The sequence below is a fragment of the Salinicola peritrichatus genome (assembly GCF_003206715.1).
GTDB classification, from domain to species: Bacteria; Pseudomonadota; Gammaproteobacteria; order Pseudomonadales; family Halomonadaceae; genus Salinicola; species Salinicola peritrichatus.
In genome coordinates, this window is the sequence record NZ_PZJU01000020.1 from 1 (window position 1) to 24,357 (window position 24,357).

Sequence of the window (24,357 nt, forward strand, 5' to 3'; positions counted from 1 at the left end):
GACAAAGCGTAGCGAACTCGGCGGCACCTTCTATCCGCCGACGGTGATCGGAAATGCCAATGCCAAGATGATGGTCACTCACGAGGAGACTTTCGGGCCTGTGGCCGCTTGTTATCGGTTCAGCAGCGAAGAGGAAGTCCTTAGTATGGCCAATGAGTCAGATTATGGGCTGTCGGCATATTTTTATTCACGCGATATTGGCCGAGTCTGGCGAGTTGCCGAGGAGCTGGAAGCTGGAAGCTGGGATCATAGGCATTAATGAAGGGGCCATCTCAACCGAAGTGGCACCTTTCGGTGGAATTAAGGAGTCCGGTATCGGCCGGGAAGGATCTCATTATGGTATCGATGACTATGTCGAAATCAAATATATGCTAATGGGTAAGTGATAGCTCGAAGTATATGCCAAGTCAGGGTTAACGCCTGCGTGTATGCTTTCGGAAGCATTGGGTGATTGGATTAACCATTGTTAATGGAGGGTCCATGGTTTAATACCAACAACAACGTGCCTTGATCACGTGAAGTGGCGCTCTTCCGAGTTTGCTATAGCCTGTGCAGCTCAGAGAGGTGGTAATCAAGTAGGCTCTGGCGACGTGGCAGGCCAGGCGCCCATCTTGTCTTCATGCGACATGCATGTAATCGGATTTTTTTTTGTTATTTCTCTGCATGAATTTATAAATTCAGGAACAAGAAGGTTGTTGTTATCCTGTCTCCAAGCTACTGAAAGGCATGACGGGGAGATGCCGAATACAGGAATGAATGAAAGCCCTGGCCTGTTATAGTATCGTTGGGTTGATTCTGGGGTGAAGGCTACACCGTAGCCACTCAATATGGCTTCAAAACATTCATCAACTGTTTTTACTTCTGCGCCGATGCGCACAGGAAAACCTTTTCGATCTTTTATAGCCAGCCAAAAATTTCTCCATACCTCAGGAGACTGCCTTGCAACAAAGGGCTCTTGAAAAAGTCCATCAATGCTGATGCTATCATGCTTTGACAGGTAGGACTCTTCAGGTGTTACCAGCAGCCTTTTCTCAATAAAAAGAGTTTCAAGCTGTATATCTAATGATGTAGGTATTGGTGGCCTTACAAAAGCAACATCTGTTTTTTTATCATTTAGTCCGGCCGTAGGATCGCTGAAATCAAAAGATTTCATCTGGATCTCTGCGTGAGGGAAAAGAGTGCTGAAATGCTTTAGTATCTTAGGTGTAAGTTCTGCAGCAGCGTTCGCTTGAAAACCAACTACTATTTTAGCTCCGGCTTCCTCTGATGAAGCTAGCGTTAATGATATTGCTCGGTCTGCGGCTGATAAAATCGAAATACATTCCTGGTAAAAAACCTTTCCAGGTTTTGTAAGATTCGCGCTACGCTTTGTTCTTTCGAATAGGGCTACACCTAAGCTGCTCTCCAGCTTTTTTATCTGAATGCTAAGCGATGGTTGTGATATACATAGCCTATCTGCAGCTCGGCTAAAATGAAGCTCTTCAGCCACTGCCACAAAATACCTCATGGCCCTCAAGTCTATGTTTCTGTTCGTCATGTTATTTTGTCACTTATAAAATATGATGCGGGACCCATCGACTGTGACACCTGACAAGCTACTAAACCTTAACCCGCGTAATTCACCCGGGGGATGCTCTGAGAACAAGATGGCGCAGGGTTTTCTCTTCTAGAGTCAAGGTGTTCCTGACAGAAATATTTCAAAAGGATTACTCACCATAGGCTAGAGCCTAGTTGTCGGGTCCCGTGTGATTAACTATCCGCTTGGTAAATAAGTCAGGCCGTTTAGTCTGCCATTCTTTCATCATCGCAATAGGCGATTGATGGTGCAGTGCCTTCTGCGGGATGTGGTGATTGTACAGCCAAGTGTAGCGTTTCAGCGTCTGTTCCAGGTCCTCGCCTGAGGCATAGTGCCGAGTCGCCAGCACGTCGCTGATGCGGCCGTTGAAGCGCTCCACCATGCCGTTCGTTTGCGGCTTTCCCGGCTTGATCAGGCGGTGTTCAATGTCATGTGCCTGGCACTCCTGGTCAAATGGATGCCGGCCGCTGGGCTTGCGCTCACCTGCACGTGTGAAGCGATCGGTAAAGGATTTGCCGTTGTCAGTCAGCACCGTCTGGATCTTGAAGGGCGCCTTCTCTTCCACCTGCTTCATGAACGCGCGAGCATCCTTCGCGGACTGACTGCTTCGGATCTCCAGATACACCCAACGCGTGGCGCGATCGATGGCGACGTACAGGTAGCGTTTTTGCTCCTCATCGGGCATCTGAGGCAGGTGCTTGATGTCGATGTGCACATACCCCGGTTCGTAGTCTTTGAAGGGCTTGTGCCTCGGCTTCTCGTCATCTCCGACGTCCTGCCGAGCCAGTTCCGCTAGTGTCGGCACGTCGCGCCGCTGGAGCATGCGATGCAGGCCGGAGCGAGACAACCGGGAGTTCAGGAACTCACGCGCCACGACGAGGAGATCATCCAGACCGAGGCGAAGGAATTCGCGCGCTGCGATCAGCACCTCCTCCTGCTCGGGCGTGAGCGTGGCCAGCAGGTTGTGACGCGTGTGCGATCGATCATGGACATCGTCACGGTACCGCCAGCGCCGTATGGTCGTGGTGGCGACACCATACTGGCGGGCCAGCTTGCTATCCGTGATGCTGGAGGGCGCTGCCTGGATCTCGGCACGGATCTTCGGTGTCGTGGTCGCTTGTTTATGCAGCTTGATGTCCATGAACTTGCTCCCGGATGAATTGCTGAAGAAGCTCCCTCGCTGCTAGCAGAGGATAACTTCTATAGGCGATCTGATCATCCGGGACCCTACACCAGTCATTTGGACATCTCCTTGCAATGGCTCTGTCCGCGTCGAGATGGGTGATCTTGCCCAGCAATCATGGACACCAATCTACTACTATAGTCGTAAATAATCGCAGAGCGACATGGCCCCAGTTGTGATTTGCCCTCCTGGAAACAGCGCTCGATGTTCCTCCGTGCCCCGGCGGCCAGTACCAGGCCCTCAAGTGACGTGCCATTGGGAGCGAAAGTGAAGTACGCCGTCATCTCCTGCGTACCATTCAAGGAGCGCCGTACGTACCAGCATTCCGCGCTGCCACCCGTCGAACGGTCCCGGATTGATGGCCAGAAACACCCAGTCAGACAGCCGAGGCCCCTGGCTCCCGGCGCCTGCGCTGAGCCGGGCCCAACCGAACTCGGTATTCGCCTGCAGCGTCGCTAGCAGATAACCGACCTTGCGTTGCTTCAATCCCAGCCACACATGGGTCTTGCGGTTGACCGCCATCACATATCCCTGGCCGCGCTCCTCCAGGGCCCAGCGTAGCTGGAAGGACTCGCCATAAACGGCGTCGCCTGTCACCCAGCGGGCCGTGACGCCACTGTCCAGCGCGCGTACCAGCATGTCCCGGGCCAGTTCCGTCTTGGGCTTGTGCCCCACCGCTTCAGGGATACCCGCCTGACGGCAGCGTCCGCGATCCTCCGCCCAGTCCCGAGGAAGGAACAGGGCGCGATCGATCAGGCCCTGCCCCCAGCAACTGGCATAACCGAGAAACACGCCGATCTGACAGTTTTCGATCCGGCCGGCTGTTCCGCTGTACTGGCGTTTGACGCCTGCCGAATGCCGACCCTTCTTGAGGAATCCCGTCTCATCGACCACCAGCACCCCATCGTCATCGCGCAAGGCCTGGTAGACACGTTGTCGCACCGCATCGCGGGCCCCGTCTTCATCCCTGCGGGCGCGGTTGATCAGGTGCTGGAAGCCGTAGGGGCGTGTATCGCCCTGGTGCTCGGCCAGTTGCCAGCTGTTGCGTCGTGTGACCTCGCCCAGCAGGCCTCGCAGGTAGGCACCCAGGTGCTCGCGGGCCTCAGCACGCTTGACGTAACGGCCCAGTTCTACCACCCAAGAGGCGAGTTCTGATTCCCAGGCATGGGCTTGCTCACGCAGACGTTCAGGGGTCAGGAGGTCGTTCAGCATGACACACCTCGTTCGGAAACAGGCGTTCAACGAAGTATAGTCTTTATCTCCAACTGTAGTACTAAGGCGGCATCGACAGCTTACGGCTGAAGATGACGATGATCATGTACAGTAGAACTGACCGCATACCAAGAGGAATCGGTAGTAAAGGATAGCCTCCCGGCGCTCGTCGGGGCACTTCACCAGAACCTCGTCGCGCCCCACATCGTTCAGAGTCTAACAGCTGCTGAGGCTCCATCTAGCTTGGCAGTGGGGATTGGCTCAATGTTAGTCGGCTCGCCGAAATTTACCTTCGAGTCACTTTCTACAATTGAGTAAGGCATTTCTCAAAGTCATGGCGTACATAACAGGGAAAAATGCCATATCAGCTCTTGCTTGAAAGCACGCACTTTATGCCCCAGCTCTGCAATGGCCCTTGCTGCATCACGCGCCCCCCTCTCGCCTACAAAAAATAGATGGTTGCCTGATGTCTGAGCACAGAGCCGTTGTGGCATGCTGCACGTAAGATCAATGACTCTGTACCACTGAGTGTCATTTAGCCTATGGATATCGGCTCCATCTTTGCTCAGAAAGCCGTGTAGTATCGTATTGGTTTTCAAAAACTTCCAGTTAGCGTGATCAGCACTCACCTGATTAAAGTCAATCATAGAATTATCCAAAATAGAAGCGAGGGCCGGGAAGCTGTCAAAATGGAAGGGCTTAGTATCCTTGATGCCTTCGAGTTGACCCTCTAAGACAGCATCTTCATGATGGTACTGGGCGGATGCAGGTTCTGAGTGCAACACCGTCAATGTGTCGATGACGGAGCCTCATGGTACTGACCCATCAGCTCGCTCATCATTTCAATGGGACATTTGAAGTCGAAGCGCTTCCGCGGGCGCATGTTGAGTTCAAGCGCGATCTCATCCAGTTCTTGCTGGCTGTAAACCGAGAGATCCGTCCCCTTGGGCAAGTACTGCCGTATCAGGCCATTGATATTTTCATTGGCGCCTCGTTGCCACGGGCTATGCGGGTCACAGAAATAGATGGCAACACCGGTATTCTGGGTAATCTGGGCGTGCTGCGTCATCTCACGCCCTTGGTCATACGTCATGCTCTTCCGTGCCGCCAACGGCATGCGGTTCAGTGCAGCGCTAAAGCCTTCCACGGCAGCGGTGGCGGTTGCATCGTTCATCTTCGCCAGAATCAGGTAACCGCTTTTCAGCTCGACGAGGGTGCCGACAGCCGATGCATTGCCCTTGCCTTTGATCAGGTCGCCTTCCCAGTGCCCAGGGAATTCGCGTTTTTCCACCTCAGGAGGACGGAGGTGAATGCTGACCATATCAGGGATCTGGTTGCGCCGGTCGACTTGCCCACGCCGCGGCTTGCGAGTCGCTTTGCCTTGCCGCAAGCAGTGGATCAGCTCTTTTCGTAGCTCGCCGACGGGCAACGCATAGATAGCGCTGTAGATCGTTTCACGGCAGACGTAGGCGTCTCGGAGGTCAGGGATCGTCATATGCTTGAGCTTGCCGCTGATCTGCTCGGGGGACAAGCGCTGATGCAGCATGTGCTGAATCAAAGCGAACCGTTGGCTTCCAGGAAGCAGCTTGCGCCTCGGGCGACAGACTGCCCGGCGGTCCTGGCGACGCTGTTGCGCGTGTGGCACACGATATCTGCCATCGGATGACCCATTGCGACGTATCTCTCGACTGATCGTCGACGGAGACCGCTCGAGCAGAGCCGCCACCTTCCTGATGCTCAAGCCTTGCGCGAGGCTGGCCTGGATCGTCGCACGTTCTTCGATGCAGAGTTCAGAATATGACATGGGTACAACACCTTACCGATTCGGTCAGGTGTTGCACTCAGAATTTGCGGCCAAGCTGTTTGTAGCCATTTAGGTTGATGGGCATATCACTGGTATATTCCTTCATGAAAATTCCTTCAGGAATAATGTTATGACCTTCTTTTGTTGTATTCTTGGCCAGCTGATCAATCCGGACAGTACGCTCCTCGCGTCGGTCAGCGTACCCACTGTTGGGTATGGTGCGATCTAGGTCGGTAATCCCGGGAATGGAAGGATTTTCCAGCAGGGAGAGAAAGAAGTCCAGGTGCACGCCGCGCTGATGGGTAGCGGCTTCCTGAACTGATTGGGCGGTTCTACCTCCCATGGACCATCCTACCAGGATGACATGATTGCTCAGTTGCTGCTCAGCAATAATTTCACGTGTAATCTTCATGATCTGCACCCCCCATTCTTGGATAGTTAAATCCGTATGGGAGGACTCAAAGGCCTTGCTGGCTGTGCCGAGCGGGTAAGAGATGGCGAGAAAGTTGTAGCCTTGCTGATTAAGCCAAAAGGCTAGGAAGTCCTGCGGCTTACTGCCACGATGTCCCCCGTAGGCAATTCTGGCCATATAGTTGGTGCCGGGAATAAAGACAAGCAAGGGCTTCTTGGGGTCTCCCTTGATAAACCGAATTACCGCGGGGCGTCCAGAAACATTGACGCGACGCTCGCCGTTATATAGTGCTCCGGTTTCGTGCGGTGACGAGAACGAAGTTTTTGGGCAATTATTGGCATGAAAAAACGATACTTTCATAATTTCACAATCCTTTTAGGCCAATAGCCTTCGTTCATGAAAAAACGTGAGGAATAAAAAGTGCCAAGGGGGGGATGAACAGCACCAGCGCGTAAGCCAGAATCATCACGGCCAAGACGTGCAGCACATCAGGAAAGGTATCCTCGATCTGGATGCCGCTGATTTTAGCCGAGGTGAACAGTCCGACAGCCAAAGGCGGCGTGACTCCCCCGATCGCCAAATTCATCATCATCAATACGCCGAAGTGAATGGGATCAAGACCAAGGCTTATTGCGATAGGTGTAAGGATGGGCGTCATGATGATAATGGTGGCAATGGTTTCCATGAACGTGCCCATAATCAGCAGAAGCAGGCTGATGAGGACAAGCTGTAGCGCTACGCTTTGTGTAAGGGTGGTCAACAGGTTGGCGAGCGTGTCTGGGATCTGTTCTATTGTCATGATCCAGCCGAAGGGGCTGGCAGCGGCGATGATAAAAAGAATGACGGCGCTGGTCACGGCGGAGCGGTTGACGGACAACATCAGACGCTTGAGATTAATTTCGCGATAGACAAAGAAGGCAAGCACGAAGGCATAAACCACTGCCACAACAGCTGACTCGGTAGGCGTAAAAATGCCTGTCATCACACCGCCGAGGATGATAATCGGCAACAGCAGCGGGAGGATCGCCTGTTTGCCCGCTAGGGCCAGCTCATGAAGATCAAACTTTCCTGCATCCCCACCATATTGCCGCTTCTTTGAGATATAGACTCCATAAACGATAAGCAGCACAGCAGTGATCAGACCGGGAATAATGCCCGCTAGAAACAGACCGCCGATCGAGACCCCGGCGCTTACCCCGAAGACAACCATGGCCATGCTAGGGGGGATGACCATCCCCAACACCCCGGCACCGGCGACCAGAGAGGCGGAAAAGCCCCTGCCATAGCCCTTGCGGATCATCTCAGGCTGGACAATCGATCCGACTGCCGCGACTGTCGCCACGCCTGAGCCTGAAATGGCACCAAAAAACGCTGAGGCCGCGACGGCAACCCCGGCCAACCCGCCGCGCATAAAGCCAAAAAGCGCATTGGCAAGTCGCATAAGCCGGGGCGTCGTGCCGTATTGCATCAATTCGCCTGCCAGCATGAAAAAAGGCAGCGCAAGGAGGGGAAAGGAATCGACACCCGAAATCATTTTCAGGGCCACAATATTGGAGGCGATGGGTCCGCCATCAATGAACATGAACAGCAAACAGGCAATGCCAATGGCAAACCCTACCGGCATGCCTATGATGAGAAGAATTCCCAACAATAAAAATAGCAGCATGGCGCACCTTCCTCACAAGGATTTTAAGCTTACTGGGACAATGTTTATTCGGCAGGGAATGGCTGATTACGCAGGAGGCGATAGGTATCGATCAATAGATAAACAGACATCAAAACACCCGAGACAGGGAGAATAAGATGCATCAGGCCCATGGGGATGCGCATGGCCGGACTTAGCGTACCCATCGTGTAGCTTAACGCGGCTACCACGTAGTAAGAGATGCACGACAAAAATAGGATGCACAGCACGTTGTTGAAGATAAAAACACCTTTTTTTACTCCTTGCGGAAGGCGATTGATAAAGAAGTCGATCTTCGTATGCGCACCCTCCACGACCCCCATCGATGCGCCTAGAAAGGCAATCCAGACCATAGCATAGCGGGCGAACTCCTCCGCCCAGAACACCGAAGTGCCAAAGAGATAGCGCATGACCACCTGACCAAAAACGGCGATGACCATTGCAATAAAGAGCAAGAAGGTCAGATGCTTGACCGCGTGGTCAATCCCTTTTACTAGTGTGTTCAGCATATGGCGTACCCCGTTGTGTCTCGTTTTATTTAAATTTTCGCTTGGGGAAGATATAGGCCATCACGTACCGGCAATGAATGCCGGCACGTAATCACAGGCACCTTACACGTTAAATTCCACGCCCAACTCTTGCCCCAATGCCTGCAGCGCGTCGTAGATCCCTTGGTCCATTGGCAGCCCTTTATCTAAGTTGTCTGCAGCCCAGCGCTGCTCGATCTCTCCTGGCAGAAACAGTTCTTCCACGCCTTCTGCACGGGCCGAGCTCTTGATGAGGCCGGCGAGCAGTAACATACGCTGCTTGAACTCCGTGATATCCATGAACTGAGCGATATCTAGGGCGAGCATGAAATGAGAAATCGACTGGCGTTCTTCCATGGCGTACATTGATGCGATCTGCTTGGAGAACTCGCCGCCCGAGAGCACACCTGTCAGCACCTCGGTCATGAGGGCAAGACCGAAGCCCTTGGCCCCACCGGTTGGAAACAGCGAACCCAGCATGGATTCGCCGTCATGGACCTGGGCGGGATCAGTAGTCATGGCACCGTTTTTATCCAGTCCCCAGCCTTCCGGCATGTCTTTGCCTTGCGACTTTGTGAAAAGAATCTTGCCCAAGGGCACATGGCTGAGGGCCATATCGAGAATCACTGGCGTCTCGCCACTTGAGGGTGCCGCGATGGCAATCGGGTTATTACCGATCACCTTCTCGGCGCCGCCGACGGCAGGCATGAGGGGCTCAACGTTACTGATGACCACGCCAATCATGTTCTGGTCGGCCGCCATCTGGGCAAAATGCCCGGCGATGCCAAAATGATTGCTGTTTTTGACGACAGCTACGCCTGCACCGTGATGTCGCGCCTTGTCGATGGCCATCGCCATGGTGCGGTAGCCCACGACCTGACCGGCACCATAGTGCCCATCAGCCACGACTGTCGACTCCGTCTCCCGCACGGTTTCCACCTGTGCGTCGGGCACGATCATATTTTTCTTGATGCGCTGAATATAGACCGGCAGGCGCATGAAGCCATGGCTGTGGATGCCCTTTTGGTCGGCCACAATCAGCGTCTGTGCCACGATATCGGCATCCTCAGCGCTCATGCCGCATTTGGTCAGGCACGCAATGGCGAACTGGCTGACTTTATCAACGTTGACGAACATATCGGATGTCCTCTTGATTAAGATGCTTGGGCGTCGTGAGACACGCTGGCGGCCTTGGTGCTTTCTTGAGGCGCGGACGCATTGCCGGCATTGCTGGGCTTAGCCTTCAAGATGAGCTTGATCAACTCATCACCGTTTTCCTTGGCAAAGGAGTCCCACAGTGGATGGACCACTTTTTCAAAAGCTTGCTTATCGATGCTGTTGACCTGCATGCCTTTTTCTTTCAAATCCGCCAGCAGCTCGGCGTTCTGCTCCGAAATCATCTGGCGCTCTTCGACTTTCATCTCTTCAGCAGTGTCACGGAGAATTTTTTGTTGCTCGGGGGTCAGCTTGGCCATGGCTTTGGGACTGGCGGTCAGGACGGCCGAGTTATAGATATGCCCTGACAGCGAGAGGTAATCCTGTACTTCGTAGAAGTTGTTGGCATGAATAAGCGCAATGGGGTTTTCTTGGCCGTCGACGGTGCCTTGTTGCAACGCGGTAAACAGCTCCGTAAAGCCCATGGGTATGGCACTGGCGCCGAGCATTTCGAACATTTTCAGACGGATGGGCACCTCGGCACTGCGGAACTTAATGCCTTGCATGTCCTCGGGATCGACGATCGGTCGGACATTGTTGGTGAAATGGCGCATGCCGTTTTCCCAATACGACAGCACCTCGAATCCTTCGTCTTTTAATATTTTTGAGACAGCCTTGCCATACTCGCCGTCATAGGCACGTCGAGCGTGTTCGCTACTTTCAAAGATGAAGGGCAGCTCCTCGACCCCCAGCTTCGCATTCAGATTTTGAAAGTTGGACACACCGTAGAGCAGTGCTAGATCGAGGCTGCCGGCTTGCAGCTGTTGAATTTCCTCTGCCTCGCTACCCAACACACCGTTATGGTGCACATTAATGTTAACGGCGCCATCCGTGCGCTCGTTGATGAGCTTGGCGAACTTATCGGAATAGATGCCGCCCGGGTGCTTGTTGGGAAACGCCTGTGCCAGCGACAGGGTGACTGACGAGTCGTTGGACTTCGAGGCGTCATTTTGAGCCGATTCGTTTTCGCTTGCCTGATTGTCGCATCCTGCTAGCAACATGACAGAAACGAGCGCGGAAAGTGCGGGAGTCTTGATATTAGACACGGCGTACTCCTTGCGGGATTGATATTATTGGCGCAGCGTACGGACTTGGGTGCGCATGCTGGTGAGAATCATGGCTTTGTCCGCGCCCGAGACGAGCGTCGTGACACCGCGTTCCCGCCAGTTGGCGAGCATGCCGGCAACACCGGCCCGGTCTGTTTGAAAATCCACGGCGAGAAAAGTCTTTTGATGGTGATGCGCCAAGGTCATGGCGTGATCGAAAGTGGTATGAATCAGGGGATGATCGACCTGCCCGGCAATGCCAAGTGATACCGAGAGGTCGAATGGACCAATCATGAAGGCATCGAGCCCGGGGGTTGCCACAATTGCATCAAGGTGATCAACCCCTGTTTTGCTTTCAATGAGAGCGATGACCTGCGTGTCCCGGTTTGCCTGATGGGCGTGCTCCTCCCATTGAGCAATCAGATGCCCACCGGCCCGCACAAAGGGACATGCCCCTCGCGTGCCCAGTGGTGCATATTTCGCCGCCTGTACGGCCCGCCGTGCCTCTTCCGGCGTTTCCACCTGAGGAATCAGAACTCCTTTCGCGCCCAGATCTAGCGCCTTCATAATAGGAAAGGCATCGTTTTCGGTCACTCTAACAACGGGGCGCATCTGACGACTTTCTGAGGCACGAATCAAATGTTCCAGTGAGGGAAAATCGATATTGCCGTGCTCCATATCGAGAATGGCAAAGTCGAATCCACTGAGCGCTACCAGTTCGACCAGTTCGGGGCTGTTGATCTGTACCCATGTGCCGAGGATAAGAGGTTCGGTGCCACAAGCCATGGGGGACTCTCCCTATTGTGTTTAGATTTGGCACTCGGTGCTAATATCAGCTGGCTGTCAATTGGTTGGTTAACGTACCTATGCCGTCAATGGATACGGCCATTACGTCACCGGGCTCCACAGGGCCAACGCCATGAGGCGTTCCGGTCAGGATGATATCGCCGGGAAGCAGGGTCATTTGTGAAGAGACGTAACTGACGATTTCGTGGACATTAAAAATGAGTTGGTTGAGATTTGAGCGCTGACGGACTTCACCGTTTACCGCAAGTTCAATGACGGCATCTTCGCACTTCAGGGTATTGACGATGCCGGGACCAACTGGACAGAACGTGTCGAAGGACTTACCGCGCGTCCATTGTTTATCAGCCAACTGAAGATCGCGAGCGGTAAAATCATTGGCACAAGAATACCCAAATATATAATTTTCAGCATCTTCTACACTAATATTTTTAGCCGGCTGGGAGATAACGATGGCAAGTTCAGCTTCATATTCCAAATGCTGGCTTTGTGGCGGAGCAACGATAGGATTTTTATCGCCAATAACTGAGGTTGACGGCTTCATAAACAGTAGTGGCTCCTTAGGCATATCCATGTTCATTTCCTTAGCATGGTCTTTATAATTGAGACCGATGCAAACGACCTTGGATGGGCAACACGGTGCCAAAAGACTTACCTCGTCAAAATCGAGGGTTTCGTTACTAATTTTGCCGCCCTGTAGCATATCGCCATCTAGAATTCGAATAATCCCCTGCGTCAAAAATCCCTGCTTTTCTTGACCGTCGTGCATGAAACGAATATACATTTACACTTCTCCTTTCTTCAGATTTTCTATACGAACTATGTGGTAAAGCCGCTGTTGAACATCGGTAAGGTGATCGCACATTGCGTTGGCAGACAATGTAGCGTCTCGCTGCTTCAATGCTTCTAAAATAGTCTGATGGTGAGCAAGCGAAGACTGCATAACCTCTTTGTCATAGGAGACTTGCGTCTGAATCTTGAACACCAGACCCAAGATGGAGTTATACAGGCTAATCAATACGCTGTTTTTCGATGTGGCAGCGATTTTTTTATGAAAGGCCATATCAGATAACACAAACTTGTCCATGTCCTTTTCTAATGTAGCCTGCTGCATGGCCTGGACATGCCAAGTAATTTCCTGAATACCGCTCTCCTCGATGCGAGTAGCGCCCAGCCTGATCATTTGCTCTTCCATGATGAGTCGTGCTTCGATGATCTCCTCATAAGCGCTTTCATCAAGCAGAATCTTCAGCGTAAGCGTGTCTTCAATGATGGCGGAGAAATTGGCGGTTACGACAGTGCCCGCGTTGGTGCGCTTGACCAAACCCTGCAAGGAAAGAATCTTTAGTCCCTCCCGAATCGAGACTCGGCTGACTCTAAAGCGCTCGGCTAGATCGCGTTCACTTGGCAACCGGTCGCCCTCTTGCAGTTCCCCTCTCAAAATCAGGCTCTTTAGCTGGGCGACCACAAAATCACTCAAGCTTTTTCTTTCTAAAGGATCGATATTGAGCAAGGTGCTACACCTCCCGAGCAGTCTCATGCTTATATGGTTTTATGGTAGGACCACCAGAGCATGCAACCTCACGCTAAATAGCGCTTGCCTTCCGGTCAAGCGCATTCCAGCGGAGCAACACTAAAGTTCAATGCCTACCAGTACGTATTCTCCCAAGCGGGACGCTAGTCTAAAATGCGCATGGTTGCAGCGAAGAACTGTTATAAGCGTTTGACAGGGAAAGAAAAATGTTTTAGCCGTTACCACTGCGAAGCACTCGGCGAATCCCTGCATGTAGGGTTTGGGGTCATTTCGGCCCGTTGACGCTGAAACGTCACCCAGAACTTCACTCAACCACTAGCAGTTGGGCACCTAGCTTGGGGATGGCTCACCGCTCGCGACTTCTCTTTATCACCGATGGAGTCAAAGCGTATGATATTCAACGCGTCCTCTCCCAAGTACTTGGCCTAGCGCCAGATTCGACCTCTTCAGACAACAAGCGATGTAAACAAATGGATACCCAAGTTATGGCCCCGTTCCCCCCAACCGTGGACACGCAGGTCACGCTCGCGAACTGGCGCAAGCCGCCGTTTAACCGCTGGTCGTTCAGCCATGTCAGCGAGATCGTCCCGTCCAGCCTCATCCTGAATGATCCCGGACGCGTACAACCTCTCGAACAAGGGCCGGCAGCCGATCTTTCCTCTTTCCGGATCGGCGCCACGTCCGGCGCTATGAGCTTGGAGCAATGGCTAGAAGATACCTACACCGACGCCTTGCTCGTTCTTCGCGGGAACGAGATCGTTCACGAGCAATATATGAGGGAGATGAATCGTCGCCTCCCCCATATCCTCATGTCGGTTTCAAAATCCGTACTTGGTCTGCTTGCGGGTGTTCTCGTCGAGCAGGGAGTCTTCGATCCGTCCGCCAAGGTCACCTCTATCATTCCAGAGGTGAGCGGGTCTGCGTATGACAACGCCACCCTACGCGATCTCTTGGATATGCGCGCAGGTGTCTTATTCGAGGAAAACTACCTCGCCGATGGCGGGCCGATTATTGCGTATCGTAAGGCCCAGGGATGGGACCCACTAAGGCCGGGAGAAGAGCCGACCGACCTGCGCAATTTCTTCAAATTATTGTCTGAAACGGATGGCCATCACGGTGATCGTTTCCACTACGTCTCACCAAATACCGATCTCCTAGGGTGGGTAATGGAGAGACTGACCGGAAAGCGTTACGCTGATCTGGTCTCCGAATACCTGTGGGCGCCGATCGGTGCGGAGGAGAACGCCTACATTACCGTGGATCGGTTGGGTGCGCCGCGCTGCGCCGGTGGGCTCTGCGCCACCGTGCGCGATCTAGCAAGGATCGGACGGCTTTTTGTTACCAACGGGCGCGTGGGCGATGAGCAGGTCGTGCCGGAAGCTTGGATGATCGACATCATGACTTCGGGTGATCGCGACGCGTGGGATCGGGGCGATTTCATAGAGCTCTTCCCTGGCGTTCCAATGCACTACCGCAACCAATGGTACGTCGAGCACGGGGAACACCCCATGGTGTTCGGGATCGGTGTATTCGGTCAGAACGTCTTCATCGAGCCAGCAAGCGATCTCGTTATCGTTAAATTCTCGTCGCAGCCTCTGCCGCTCAACGCTCAATTCACAGCGCTGACGCGCAAGGGCATCAACGCACTTCGTGAGCTCCTTCGTTGAGCACCGACGGTCTTACGCTCTGTCTGAAAAATAGATCCGCAAACAGCGCTCGATGCAGGCCAGCGTGACCATGGCACGGTAACTTTTCGCCAACTTGTCGTAGCGAGTACAGAGTCGCCGCTTTTCTTTCATCCAGCCAAATAGACGCTCTATCACGTTGCGACGCCGATAACGCGGGCGTTCGAACAGGCGTGGTAGCCCTGGCTTGTGGCGGCGGTGCATCTGGCGGTGCCGGATTATCGGTCGTATTCCGCATCGGTCGCAGTATCGACTCAATCGATCACTATCGTAACCTCGGTCGGCCAGCAGATGGCGGCAGCGCTTGCGTGGACGTCCCGTATGACCTGGCAAGCGGATCTGCTCCATGACAGGAACGAGATAGCGTGAATCGGCATGTTGACCAGGCGATAGCAGGAAGCTCAGGGGCACACCGTTGGTATCGCAAACCAGGTGGATCCTGGTCGTCAGGCCGCCTCGGCTTCGCCCAAGGGCATGGTCTAACGGTTCCTGAGAGCCCCCTTTTTACCGCCGCCAGCGGCAGAGCGAGTCGCTCGAATCGAGGTGGAATCGGCCATCCAAGTATCGAGGTCCATATAGCCATCTTCCCGCAGCTTCAGGTGAAGGCGTGACAGGATACGTTCGAGCGTGCCGTCATCTCGCCACTGACGAAAGCGCTGGTAGACCGTTTTCCACGGGCCGAAGCGCTCGGGCAGATCCCGCCATTTGGCACCGGAACAGAGGATCCAGAAGATGCAGTTGAGCATCTGCCGGTCATCGCGCCGTGGGCGTCCACGCCCAGCGGGCGTGTCAGGCGAAACGATATCTTCAATCAATGCCCAACCCTGATCGGAAATCTCGTAACGTCCTGCCATGACAATACCTCCAAGTCTGAGGGAGGAAAGGCTAGCAAGACATCATTTTTCAGACAAAGCGTGGCACGCATGCGGGAACATCGGGTCGATGCGCTGCTGTTGTGCCCCGCGGAGGAAACCCCCGCGTCACTGATCGAAACGATCGCCGACTGGGGCATGCCCTGCATCGAGGTCATGCGGCACGTCGGCCCGTCACCGCTCGGCGACTATGTCGGTGCCGACCTTCGGGCGGGCGTCGCCAACGCCGTTCGTCACCTGATCGCCTTGGGGCATCGTCACCCTGCTCGCGGGAACCGCTGACCACTCCGCCGACCGCGAACGTCTCGCGGGCTACCGACAGGCCATGCACGAGGCCGGACTCGATGACCTGTCGCGCATCGTTCGCGGCCCCCTGACTCGTTGCGCAGGGCGCGAAATCACCCTCGAGCTGATGCGTGGCGACGACGTGCCCACGGCCCTGATCTGCCACAACGACCTGGTCGCACTGGGAGCGCTGCTGGCGCTTTCCCATCTTGGCCTGCGCGCGGGGCAGGACTGCGCGGTGGTCGGCGTCGACGACATCGATGAAGCCGCCCTCACCGACCCCGCATTGACCAGTATCGCGACCCACCCTCGATCGATCGGCCGCCGCGCCGCCGAACTGGCCCTGAAGCGGATACGGACGCCCGACGGCGAACGCGAACGCATCGTCCTCGAGGCACCGTTGATGGTTCGCGCCAGCTCCCAACCCTCGCTCGATCGCCCCCAGGAGTCACCATGAGATTTCACGAGGTTCCACGCTATCTGTCCGGCTGGCGGCTCATCGTCGCCACGGGCCTTCTTTTCGCCGCGCTCGCCACGCCGGCCGAAGCCCGCGAGCTGATCTTCGGCCACGGCGCCACGGAGGATACCGCCTACCACCTGAGCGCGGAGCGCTTCAAACAGTTGCTCGAGAAGAAAACCGACGGCGACCTGACGGTCAGCATCTACAGCAACTCGGTGCTGGGTCACGAGACCGAGATGTTCGAGCAACAGACCGCCGGTGCGCTGGATTTCTCGATCATCAATCCGGGGCTGATCTCGGAGTTCTCGCGTACCGCCAGCATCTTCTCGATTCCGTTTCTCTATCGCGATCTCGATCACTGGCGGCACGTGCTCGACGGCGAGCCGGGACGCGAAATCGCCAAGCGCATCGAGGACGAGACCGGCGTCAAGGTGCTCGCCTACTACGGCGGCAGCACGCGCCAGATCGTCAGCACGCGCCCACTGGAAAGCCTCGACGACCTTCAGGGCATGAAGCTGCGTACCAACCCGACCCGCCCGGTGATCACCGCCTGGGCGGCGCTGGGTACCCAGCCGACGGTGATGGCCTACAAGGAGATCTATACCGGGCTGCAGCTGGGCGCCATCGACGGCCTGCTCAACGAGGCGGAGTGGATCTACCGCATGCGCTTTCATGAGGTGGCACCGTATATCGGGCTCTCGGAGCACGACATCACCGTGCGCCTGCTGACGATCTCCGACGACACCTGGGATTCGCTCTCGCCGCAGGAGCAACAGGCGGTGCAGGCCGCCGCCGACGAGAGCGAGCAGTACGCCCGCGACCTGCAGATCCGGCTCGACAAGGAGTCCCGCGACAAGCTGAAGGCCGAGGGTGCCACCTTCTACCCGATGGATCGCGAGCGCATGCAGAAAATCGTCGCCGGCCCGCTGGGCAAGGTGATCGACGACATGGGCCTGCGCGATCTGTACGAGATGATCATCGATACTCAGTGAGGAGCCACGTCATGGCATTCGCAACGGCCCTGGGCCGCGTCAACCGCCAGCTGGAACGCCTCCTTCAAGGGGTATTGCTGCTGTTGCTGGCCAGCTTCATCGTGCTGATCGTCTATCAGATCGTCAGCCGCAACCTCGGTTTTCTACCCCGGCTCTACTGGACCGAAGAGATGAGCCGCTTCGCCTTCCAGTGGATGATCATGCTGGGCACCGCGATCGGCGTGCTGCATGCCGATCATTTCGTGCTCGAAGCCTTCCCCCGCGGCTCCCGCCCCGACCGGATGACTCGGGTGATCCGCGATGTTGCCTGCCTGATCGTCGGCCTGATCTTCGTCGTGTTCGGCTGGAACTTTGCGCTTTCCGGCTTCAACCGGATTGCCAGTGCCTCGCAGCTGCCGATGGTGGTGACCTATTCGGCCTTCTTTGTCTGTGGGGTATTGATCGTGCTGTTCAGCCTGCAGCGTCTGTCGCTGACCGCCAGCCGTGGCGTGGAAGCGATGGAGCGCGAGCTCGATACCCCCTCGGAGATCGATGAGTTGATCGACCCGGAGAATCCGAGCGCACCGCCGACCCAAGAGCTCGATTCACCGCTTGCCGCCGACCGCAACCAGGAGAAGACGCCATGATGCCTACCGACTGGTTACCCATGCTGCCGTGGCTGTTGTTCGTGCTGCTCGGTGTGCTCATCGTGCTGGGTGTGCCGATCGCCATGTCGCTGGTACTGACGTCGTTTTCCATCATCGCGCTCGACCCGCGCCTGATTCCGTGGGTCATGTTCCAGCGCATGTACTACGGCATGGACTCCTTCGTGCTGCTGGCGGTGCCGCTGTTCCTGCTTGCCGGCAATCTGATGAACGCCGCGCGCATCACCGACCGTCTGATCACGCTGTGCCTCAATCTGGTCGGCCATCTCAAAGGCGCGCTGGCCCATGTCAACGTACTGGTCAGCATGCTGTTCGCCGGGGTTTCCGGCTCCTCCACCGCCGACAGCGCCGGTATCGGCACGGTGCTGATTCCGGCAATGAAGAAGGAGGGCTATCCGACCCACTTCAGCGTCGCGGTGACGGCCGCGTCGTCGGTGATGGGGATCATCATTCCGCCATCGATCAACATGATCGTCTGGGGCGCGCTCACCAGCACCTCGATTGCCGGGCTGTTTCTCGGCGGTATCGTGCCGGGCATCCTGATCGCGATCGCTCAACTGCTGCTCAACCTCGGCTACGTGCGCCGTTACGATGTGCCCACGCGCCAGCGTGCCTCCTTCACGCAACTGGCGCGCTCGGGCAAGGATGGCCTGCTCGCCGCCGGCATTCCGGTACTGATCATCGGCGGCATCACCCTGGGTATCGTCACGCCCACCGAGGCTGCGGTGATGGCCGTGCTCTACGCGCTGATTCTGGGTTTCGTGGTCTATCGCGAACTGACCTTCAGGAGCGTGCTGGATGCCTCCACCGATACCGTGCGGCTCTGCTCGCTATCGCTGTTCAGCCTGGTCGGCGCGGCGATCTTCGGCTATCTGATCAGCTTTTACCGCATTCCGCCGTCGCTGATGGCGGGTGTCGAGATCACCGATCCGACCACACTACTGATCGTCGCCACCATCGTCATGCTGCTGGTCGGCACCTTCATGGACTCGCTGCCGGCGATGGCGATCCTGGCGCCGATCTTCCAGCCGCTGGCGGCCCAGGCCGGCGTCGATCCGCTGCAGTTCGGCGTGATCAGCGTCATGGCGCTCGGCCTGGGCCTGATCACCCCACCCTACGGCCTGTGCCTGATGATCGCGGCCAAGATCGGCGGTATTCCGCTGCTCAAGGCACTGGGCACGACGATGATCTACCTGCTGGTGATGCTGGTGGTGATCGGTGTGCTGATCGCCTTCCCCGAGCTGACGCTTTATCTGCCGCAGACCTTCGGCCCCGATAGCGGCTAGGGCCGTTTTTCGACACGGCGCGCTTGAATTTCTGTCGACAGTCCCTATAACCCGTTTCGTTTCGGCCTGGCTGGTGGCGTTGGCGTGCCCCGCCAGCGCCGCGTTCATTCTGTGGCTGCGTTTTTCCGTTTAGCGATCGGAGGAATATCAGGATGAGAATCGCCCAAGTCGCTCCCCTCAACGAATCCGTTCCACCCAAGCAGTACGGCGGTACCGAACGCGTCGTTTCCTATCTCACCGAAGCGTTGGTCGCCCAGGGCCATGAAGTGACGCTTTTCGCCAGCGGCGATTCGCGAACCGCCGCGGAACTGGTGCCGATGTGCGAGCGCGCCATGCGCGGCGACGAGCTGGTGGTCGACAGGATCTCGCCCCTGCTCGCCCAGATCGACAGCGTGCTCGAACGCGCCGACGATTTCGACGTGATCCACTTCCATACCGACTATCACGCTCACTTCCTGCCATTGCGTTATCTGTCCGTGCCGCATCTCACCACCTTGCACGGCAGGCTCGACATCAGCGACGCCTATCCGCTGTTCGCGCGTTTCCCCCACGAGCCGCTGGTATCGATCTCCAATCATCAGCGCCAGCCGCTGCGTGGCGTCAACTGGCTCGATACCGTCTACAACGGCGTGCCCGAGTCGCTCTACCGTCTCAATCCCGACGGTGGCGACTATCTCGCCTTCATCGGCCGTTTCTCGCCGGAGAAGGCGCCGCATACGGCGATCGAAATCGCCCTGCGCGCCGGGTTGCCGATCAAGCTGGCCGCCAAGCCCGCCGACGTCCAGGGCGACAAGGACTATTTCGATAGCTGCATCAAACCGCTGCTCTCCCATCCGCAGGTGGAATACATCGGCGAGATCGGCGAAAGAGAAAAGAACGATTTCCTCGGCAATGCCCGCGCGCTGCTGTTCCCGATCGCCTGGCCCGAACCGTTCGGCCTGGTGATGATCGAGGCCATGGCCTGCGGCACTCCGGTCGTCGCCTTCCGGCGGGGCTCGGTGCCCGAAGTCATGCGCGATGGCGTCAGCGGCCGGGTGGTCGACAACGTCGATCAGGCAGTCGCCGCGCTGGCGCATATCGAGAAGATCGACCGCCGGGCATGTCGGCGCTACTTCGAGCGGCACTTCTCGGTCTCGGCGATGACCGAAGGTTACCTGAGCTGCTATCAGCGCCTGCTCGACTCCGGGAACGGCCCGCATGGCCCCCGCCAGCGTATTCCCCTGCATACCGCCGTCGCTTGAGGAGTCGGTCATGAACGATACGATTCGCGTCAACGATCAGTGGTACGTCAACGCCAGTTCGGCACGCGCGGATTCACGCACCCAGGTGCTCAAACAGGGCGAGACCTTCGCCCTTTTCGATCGGCTGGGAGACATCCAGCCGGTCGGCCTCGGCGAACAGGGGCTCTACCATGAGGGAACCCGCTATCTGTCGCGGCTCGAGCTGGATGTCGATGGCCAGCGGCCGTTGCTGCTCAATTCGGCGGTCAACCGCGACAACCAGGGATTCAGCGTGGACCTCACCGTGCCGGCCAGCGCCGAGGTAGCCAAGGATACGGTGCATCTGCGCCGCACCAAGGTGCTCTGGGACGGGGTGCTGCACGAGCGTATCCGCATCACCAACTACGGCACTGCCACCGCCAGGTTGCGGCTCGGTGTGCTGGTGGCCGCCGACTACGCCGATATCTTCGAAATCCGCGGACGCCAGCGCGCCCAGCGCGGGGAGCGGCTCGCGCCGACCCGGGACGGACAGGCCGTGCTCTTCCGTTACCGTGGTCTCGATGGCCGAACGAGTCAGACGCGCATTCGATGCGACCGCCCGGTGCGTGTCGATGAGGCGGAAAACGGCCAGTATCTGGTTCATGAGCTGGAATTGGCCTCCCAGCAGACGGTCACGCTCGAACTCAGTGTCGCCTGCGAGGAAGGGAAAGCACCGGAACAGGCACTGGACTTCGACACCGCCGTGCATCGGATCGGCGCCCGGCGGGCCCACGATCGCGCCCTGGTCGGCTCGCTCTACTCCGACAACGAGCAGTTCAACGAGTGGATGACACGCTCCGCCGCCGATCTGCAGATGCTGGTCAGCGATACGCCGCATGGGCCCTATCCCTACGCCGGGGTGCCCTGGTTCAGTACGGCGTTCGGGCGCGATGGACTGATCACCGCGCTGCAGACCCTGTGGCTGGCTCCCGATCTGGCGCGCGGCGTGCTGGGGTTTCTCGCCGCCACCCAGGCCGAGGACCAAAATGCCCAGTCCGACGCCTCCCCCGGCAAGATCCTGCACGAAACCCGCGACGGCGAAATGGCGCGGCTCGGCGAGGTTCCCTTCGGACGCTACTACGGCAGCGTCGATTCGACGCCGCTGTTCGTGGTATTGGCCGACGCCTATCAGGCGCGTAGCGGGGACACGGCGTTCATCCGCCAGCTGTGGCCGGCGCTGGAACAGGCACTGCACTGGATCGATCGATATGGCGATCTCGATGGCGACGGCTTCGTCGAATACGAGGCCAGCCGTCATGGCGGACTGACACAGCAGGGCTGGAAGGACTCCGCCGATTCCGTGTTTCATGCCGACGGCCGTAGTGCCGAGGGTCCCATCGCCTTGTGCGAGGTTCAGGGCTACGTGTTCGCCGCCAAGCGTGGTGCCGCCAGGCTGGCACGGCTGCTGGAAAAGCCGGAGATGGCCACGCGCCTGGAGCGGGAAGCCGATACGTTGCAGCAGCGCTTCGATGCCGCCTTCTGGCGCGACGACATCGCCAGCTACGCCCTGGCACTGGATGGCGACAAGACCCCGTGCGCCGTTCGCGCCTCCAACGCCGGCCACGCCTTGTGGAGTGGGATCGCGCTACCGGAGCGGGCCAGCACGCTGGCGCGAACACTGCTTTCCACAGAAGGTTTCAACGGCTTCGGCATTCGTACCCTGGCCGAAGGCGAGGCTCGCTTCAACCCGATGTCCTACCACAATGGCTCGGTATGGCCGCACGACAATGCCATGATCGCCCAGGGGCTGGCCCGCTACGGCTACCAGGAGGCCGCTATCCGCATCATGACCGGGCTGTTCGAGGCCGCCATGCACATGGAGGATTACCGCTTGCCCGAACTCTTCTGCGGCTTCGCGCGCGAACCCTCGCAAGGGCCGACGCGCTATCCCGTGGCCTGCTCGCCCCAGGCGTGGGCGGCGGGCAGCGTATTCCAGATGCTGCAGGCGTGTCTCGGTCTGACCTTCAGCGCCGAATCTCCGCATCTGCGCTTCGACTATCCCCGCCTGCCGGTGTGGATCAACCACCTGTCGATCCAGCGGCTGCGCGTCGGCGACGCCACCCTCGATCTCTCGTTGGCCCGGCACGCCAACGATGTCAGCGTCAACGTCACCCACCGCGAAGGCGACGTGAAGGTCAGCGTGCTGGTCTAGCGGCTCGAACGCATGAGGAGAAGCCATTGGCGAGGACGTTGAAAGGCTTCAGCGGGATATAACTCAACCTGCAGCGGGAGCGCGACTGAATCGAAGGCATTCATCGGAAAATGATGGGTTTCAGCAGGAATGTGCAGCGAGTGAGCATTTTCCCCATCCCGGCTTGTCAAGGTGAATCGGGACGACTAAAGTTGAAATCGAGATTGAAAACAGTGTTCCGTAATCCTATGTTCAAGGTTTCCGGTTACGGCGCCGATAATCGGGACACTGGGAAGCTCTGATTTACGTCGCGAGCGATGGGAGATTGGTCGCTGCCGGTGCGCAAGAACCGGAGTTTACGCGGTGTTAAATGAGGATTCTGACCGGGCTGGCGCACCAGCACCGCCAGCGATCAAGCTATCGAGCGCAGTAGTTAATCAGTGTTTCCCTAGAGCGATTTTCAGCGACAGGCGGGCCCCACTCGCTTGCCAATTCGAACTCACCGACTGCGCCCTCGAGGCGACCCATCATGCCCGATCCGCTCTGTTTGCTATTCGATTGCGACGGCACCCTGGTCGACAGCGAACCGCTGCTGGCCGAAATCATGGCCAAATGCCTGACCCAGGCCGGGCTCCCTTTTCAGGCCAGCGACTACATGCGCGATTTCCGTGGCACTCGCTTTGCCAACATCGTCGCGCACCTGGAGCGTGTCTACGGACGCCTGGAAGATGGGGTCCGCGAGCAGGCCGAGACCGCCATGCGCCAGGAAATGCACGAACGCATGGCCACCGAGCTTCAGCCCCTCGATGGCGTGGCACAAGCACTGGACGCTCTCGGTGCGCTGCCGCGCTGCGTCGCCTCCAACGGCCCCGAGCACAAGATCCGCCGGGCGCTGGACAGCACCGGGCTGAGCGGTTTCTTCGGCGACAACATCTATAGCGCCTATACCGTGGGCAGCTGGAAACCGGAGCCGGGCCTGTTCCTCCACGCCGGGCGGGACATGGGTTTCGCGCCCGCCGACTGCGTGGTCATCGATGACGCTCAGGTCGGTGTACGCGCGGCATTGGCAGCCGGCATGCGGGTCGTCCACATCAACCGCTTCCCCGAGCGCGAGGCGACACCCGCCGGTGCCATCGGCATCCGTCAGATGGATGAACTGCCGGCCGCCATCGACAGGCTGATCCCCGCCCTCGCCGCCAGCAATCTCTGACCCCCTTGGCATGAATCTCGACTCGCGGCCCGAGCCAACCGCTCGGGCCGCGGTCATTTCGGAATCGGTCGTTTTCGCGCGAACGGCCGCGTTATCATGCGCCTTTCATGTCTTGATTCGGAGTTCTCATGCCTTCGTTACAGGATCAGCTACGCGGCCTGGTCTACTCCACCGAACACGGCGAGACCTGCCCCGACTGCCGCCGGCCACGGGCCGACTGCCTTTGCCACGAACGCGAGGAGGCCGAGCGCATCGCCGCCTTGGACGGCATCGTGCGCATCCGCCGCGAAACCAGCGGTCGCAAGGGCAAGGGCGTGACCACGATCCAGGGCGTCCCGCTGACCCATGACGAGCTGAAAACCCTGGCCAAGGCACTGAAGAAGCGCTGCGGCACCGGCGGCGCGGTCAAGGATGGCGTGATCGAAATCCAGGGCGATCATCGCGAAGTGCTCAAGACCGAGCTCGAATCCCGTGGCTATCGGGTCAAACTGGCTGGTGGCTGAGCAACTGGCCGAAGACCGTTCGAGAATGCTGGC

General features: G+C 57.3%; 26 protein-coding genes. 12 read left to right on the plus strand and 14 right to left on the minus strand.

Features of this window, described 5'->3' with window-relative positions; genetic code table 11:
* Both DOM57_RS08805 and DOM57_RS22620 read left to right on the plus strand, forming a co-directional pair.
* Positions 1–259, plus strand: a 259-nt coding sequence (locus DOM57_RS08805; protein ID WP_338056470.1) for an aldehyde dehydrogenase family protein, incomplete at its 5' end; no start/stop codon positions are given.
* Complete coding sequence (locus DOM57_RS22620) at positions 165–386, plus strand: aldehyde dehydrogenase family protein (protein ID WP_338056471.1); 222 nt, start codon at positions 165–167, stop codon at positions 384–386. The genes DOM57_RS08805 and DOM57_RS22620, both read left to right, overlap by 95 nt.
* A 185-nt stretch (positions 387–571) precedes the next feature.
* Here DOM57_RS22620 and DOM57_RS08810 read toward each other — a convergent pair whose 3' ends face one another.
* The 13 genes from DOM57_RS08810 to DOM57_RS08870 all read right to left on the minus strand — a co-directional run bounded on the left by DOM57_RS08810 (position 572) and on the right by DOM57_RS08870 (position 12,976).
* Complete coding sequence (locus DOM57_RS08810) at positions 572–1,537, minus strand: LysR family transcriptional regulator (RefSeq protein WP_087721103.1); 966 nt, start codon at positions 1,535–1,537, stop codon at positions 572–574.
* A gap of 190 nt (positions 1,538–1,727) precedes the next feature.
* Positions 1,728–2,717, minus strand: coding sequence for an IS481 family transposase (locus DOM57_RS08815; RefSeq protein WP_110648848.1), 990 nt, complete (start codon positions 2,715–2,717; stop codon positions 1,728–1,730).
* 282 nt (positions 2,718–2,999) lie between these two features.
* Positions 3,000–3,971 carry an IS701 family transposase gene (locus DOM57_RS08820; protein ID WP_110648849.1) on the minus strand — a complete coding sequence of 324 codons (972 nt, stop codon included), beginning with the start codon at positions 3,969–3,971 and terminating at the stop codon, positions 3,000–3,002.
* Between the two features lie 332 nt (positions 3,972–4,303).
* Positions 4,304–4,756 carry a hypothetical protein gene (locus DOM57_RS08825; protein ID WP_110648850.1) on the minus strand — a complete coding sequence of 151 codons (453 nt, stop codon included), beginning with the start codon at positions 4,754–4,756 and terminating at the stop codon, positions 4,304–4,306.
* A gap of 2 nt (positions 4,757–4,758) precedes the next feature.
* Positions 4,759–5,775: an IS30 family transposase gene (locus DOM57_RS08830; protein ID WP_110648851.1), complete on the minus strand. Its 1,017-nt coding sequence runs from the start codon at positions 5,773–5,775 to the stop codon at positions 4,759–4,761.
* 37 nt (positions 5,776–5,812) lie between these two features.
* A complete protein-coding gene (locus tag DOM57_RS08835; protein ID WP_162619501.1) occupies positions 5,813–6,547 on the minus strand; it encodes an alpha/beta fold hydrolase in 735 nt (244 codons plus the stop codon).
* A 34-nt stretch (positions 6,548–6,581) separates the two neighbouring features.
* Positions 6,582–7,853 carry a TRAP transporter large permease gene (locus DOM57_RS08840; protein ID WP_110648853.1) on the minus strand — a complete coding sequence of 424 codons (1,272 nt, stop codon included), beginning with the start codon at positions 7,851–7,853 and terminating at the stop codon, positions 6,582–6,584.
* A 44-nt stretch (positions 7,854–7,897) separates the two neighbouring features.
* Entirely contained in the window at positions 7,898–8,380 is a 483-nt protein-coding gene (locus DOM57_RS08845; protein ID WP_110648854.1) for a TRAP transporter small permease, read from the minus strand.
* Between the two features lie 102 nt (positions 8,381–8,482).
* Positions 8,483–9,535 carry an Ldh family oxidoreductase gene (locus DOM57_RS08850; RefSeq protein WP_110648855.1) on the minus strand — a complete coding sequence of 351 codons (1,053 nt, stop codon included), beginning with the start codon at positions 9,533–9,535 and terminating at the stop codon, positions 8,483–8,485.
* Between the two features lie 17 nt (positions 9,536–9,552).
* Positions 9,553–10,659: a DctP family TRAP transporter solute-binding subunit gene (locus DOM57_RS08855; protein WP_110648856.1), complete on the minus strand. Its 1,107-nt coding sequence runs from the start codon at positions 10,657–10,659 to the stop codon at positions 9,553–9,555.
* 24 nt (positions 10,660–10,683) lie between these two features.
* Entirely contained in the window at positions 10,684–11,445 is a 762-nt protein-coding gene (locus DOM57_RS08860) for an HpcH/HpaI aldolase family protein (RefSeq protein ID WP_110648857.1), read from the minus strand.
* 46 nt (positions 11,446–11,491) lie between these two features.
* Positions 11,492–12,247 carry a fumarylacetoacetate hydrolase family protein gene (locus tag DOM57_RS08865; protein WP_110648858.1) on the minus strand — a complete coding sequence of 252 codons (756 nt, stop codon included), beginning with the start codon at positions 12,245–12,247 and terminating at the stop codon, positions 11,492–11,494.
* Positions 12,248–12,976, minus strand: a complete 729-nt coding sequence (locus DOM57_RS08870; RefSeq protein WP_162619502.1) for a FadR/GntR family transcriptional regulator — start codon at positions 12,974–12,976, stop codon at positions 12,248–12,250.
* A 506-nt stretch (positions 12,977–13,482) separates the two neighbouring features.
* On the opposite strand from DOM57_RS08870, the gene DOM57_RS08875 reads away from it, so the two are divergent.
* On the plus strand, positions 13,483–14,664 hold the full coding sequence (locus DOM57_RS08875) for a serine hydrolase domain-containing protein (RefSeq protein WP_204352905.1): 1,182 nt from the start codon (positions 13,483–13,485) through the stop codon (positions 14,662–14,664).
* 12 nt (positions 14,665–14,676) lie between these two features.
* On the opposite strand, the gene DOM57_RS08880 is transcribed toward DOM57_RS08875, so the two are convergent.
* Positions 14,677–15,536, minus strand: a protein-coding gene (locus DOM57_RS08880; protein ID WP_420820220.1) for an IS5 family transposase whose coding sequence is annotated in 2 segments (ribosomal slippage) — positions 14,677–15,188 and positions 15,188–15,536 — 861 coding nt in all. Because the reading frame shifts where the segments join, the coding sequence is not laid out codon by codon here.
* A gap of 60 nt (positions 15,537–15,596) precedes the next feature.
* On the opposite strand from DOM57_RS08880, the gene DOM57_RS08885 reads away from it, so the two are divergent.
* The 9 genes from DOM57_RS08885 (at position 15,597) to DOM57_RS08925 (ending at position 24,324) form a co-directional block, all read left to right on the plus strand.
* Positions 15,597–15,836, plus strand: a complete 240-nt coding sequence (locus DOM57_RS08885) for a type 1 periplasmic-binding domain-containing protein (protein WP_162619503.1) — start codon at positions 15,597–15,599, stop codon at positions 15,834–15,836.
* Positions 15,817–16,296 carry a substrate-binding domain-containing protein gene (locus DOM57_RS08890; RefSeq protein WP_239496165.1) on the plus strand — a complete coding sequence of 160 codons (480 nt, stop codon included), beginning with the start codon at positions 15,817–15,819 and terminating at the stop codon, positions 16,294–16,296. The genes DOM57_RS08885 and DOM57_RS08890 overlap by 20 nt, the downstream gene beginning before the upstream one ends.
* Complete coding sequence (locus DOM57_RS08895; protein ID WP_110648864.1) at positions 16,293–17,291, plus strand: TRAP transporter substrate-binding protein; 999 nt, start codon at positions 16,293–16,295, stop codon at positions 17,289–17,291. Before DOM57_RS08890 ends, DOM57_RS08895 begins: the two co-directional genes overlap by 4 nt.
* Before the next feature lie 11 nt (positions 17,292–17,302).
* Complete coding sequence (locus DOM57_RS08900) at positions 17,303–17,917, plus strand: TRAP transporter small permease (protein ID WP_110648865.1); 615 nt, start codon at positions 17,303–17,305, stop codon at positions 17,915–17,917.
* Positions 17,914–19,221 carry a TRAP transporter large permease gene (locus DOM57_RS08905; RefSeq protein ID WP_110648866.1) on the plus strand — a complete coding sequence of 436 codons (1,308 nt, stop codon included), beginning with the start codon at positions 17,914–17,916 and terminating at the stop codon, positions 19,219–19,221. The genes DOM57_RS08900 and DOM57_RS08905 overlap by 4 nt, the downstream gene beginning before the upstream one ends.
* 152 nt (positions 19,222–19,373) lie before the next feature.
* Positions 19,374–20,462: a glycosyltransferase family 4 protein gene (locus tag DOM57_RS08910; protein WP_110648867.1), complete on the plus strand. Its 1,089-nt coding sequence runs from the start codon at positions 19,374–19,376 to the stop codon at positions 20,460–20,462.
* Positions 20,463–20,472: 10 nt separating this feature from the next.
* A complete protein-coding gene (locus DOM57_RS08915) occupies positions 20,473–22,632 on the plus strand; it encodes an amylo-alpha-1,6-glucosidase (protein ID WP_110648868.1) in 2,160 nt (719 codons plus the stop codon).
* 508 nt (positions 22,633–23,140) lie between these two features.
* The gene (locus DOM57_RS08920; RefSeq protein ID WP_087720083.1) at positions 23,141–23,821 is read left to right on the plus strand and encodes an HAD family hydrolase; all 681 of its coding nucleotides are present in this window, start codon (positions 23,141–23,143) and stop codon (positions 23,819–23,821) included.
* 128 nt (positions 23,822–23,949) lie between these two features.
* The gene (locus tag DOM57_RS08925) at positions 23,950–24,324 is read left to right on the plus strand and encodes a translation initiation factor Sui1 (RefSeq protein ID WP_110648869.1); all 375 of its coding nucleotides are present in this window, start codon (positions 23,950–23,952) and stop codon (positions 24,322–24,324) included.
* Positions 24,325–24,357 lie beyond the last annotated feature (33 nt).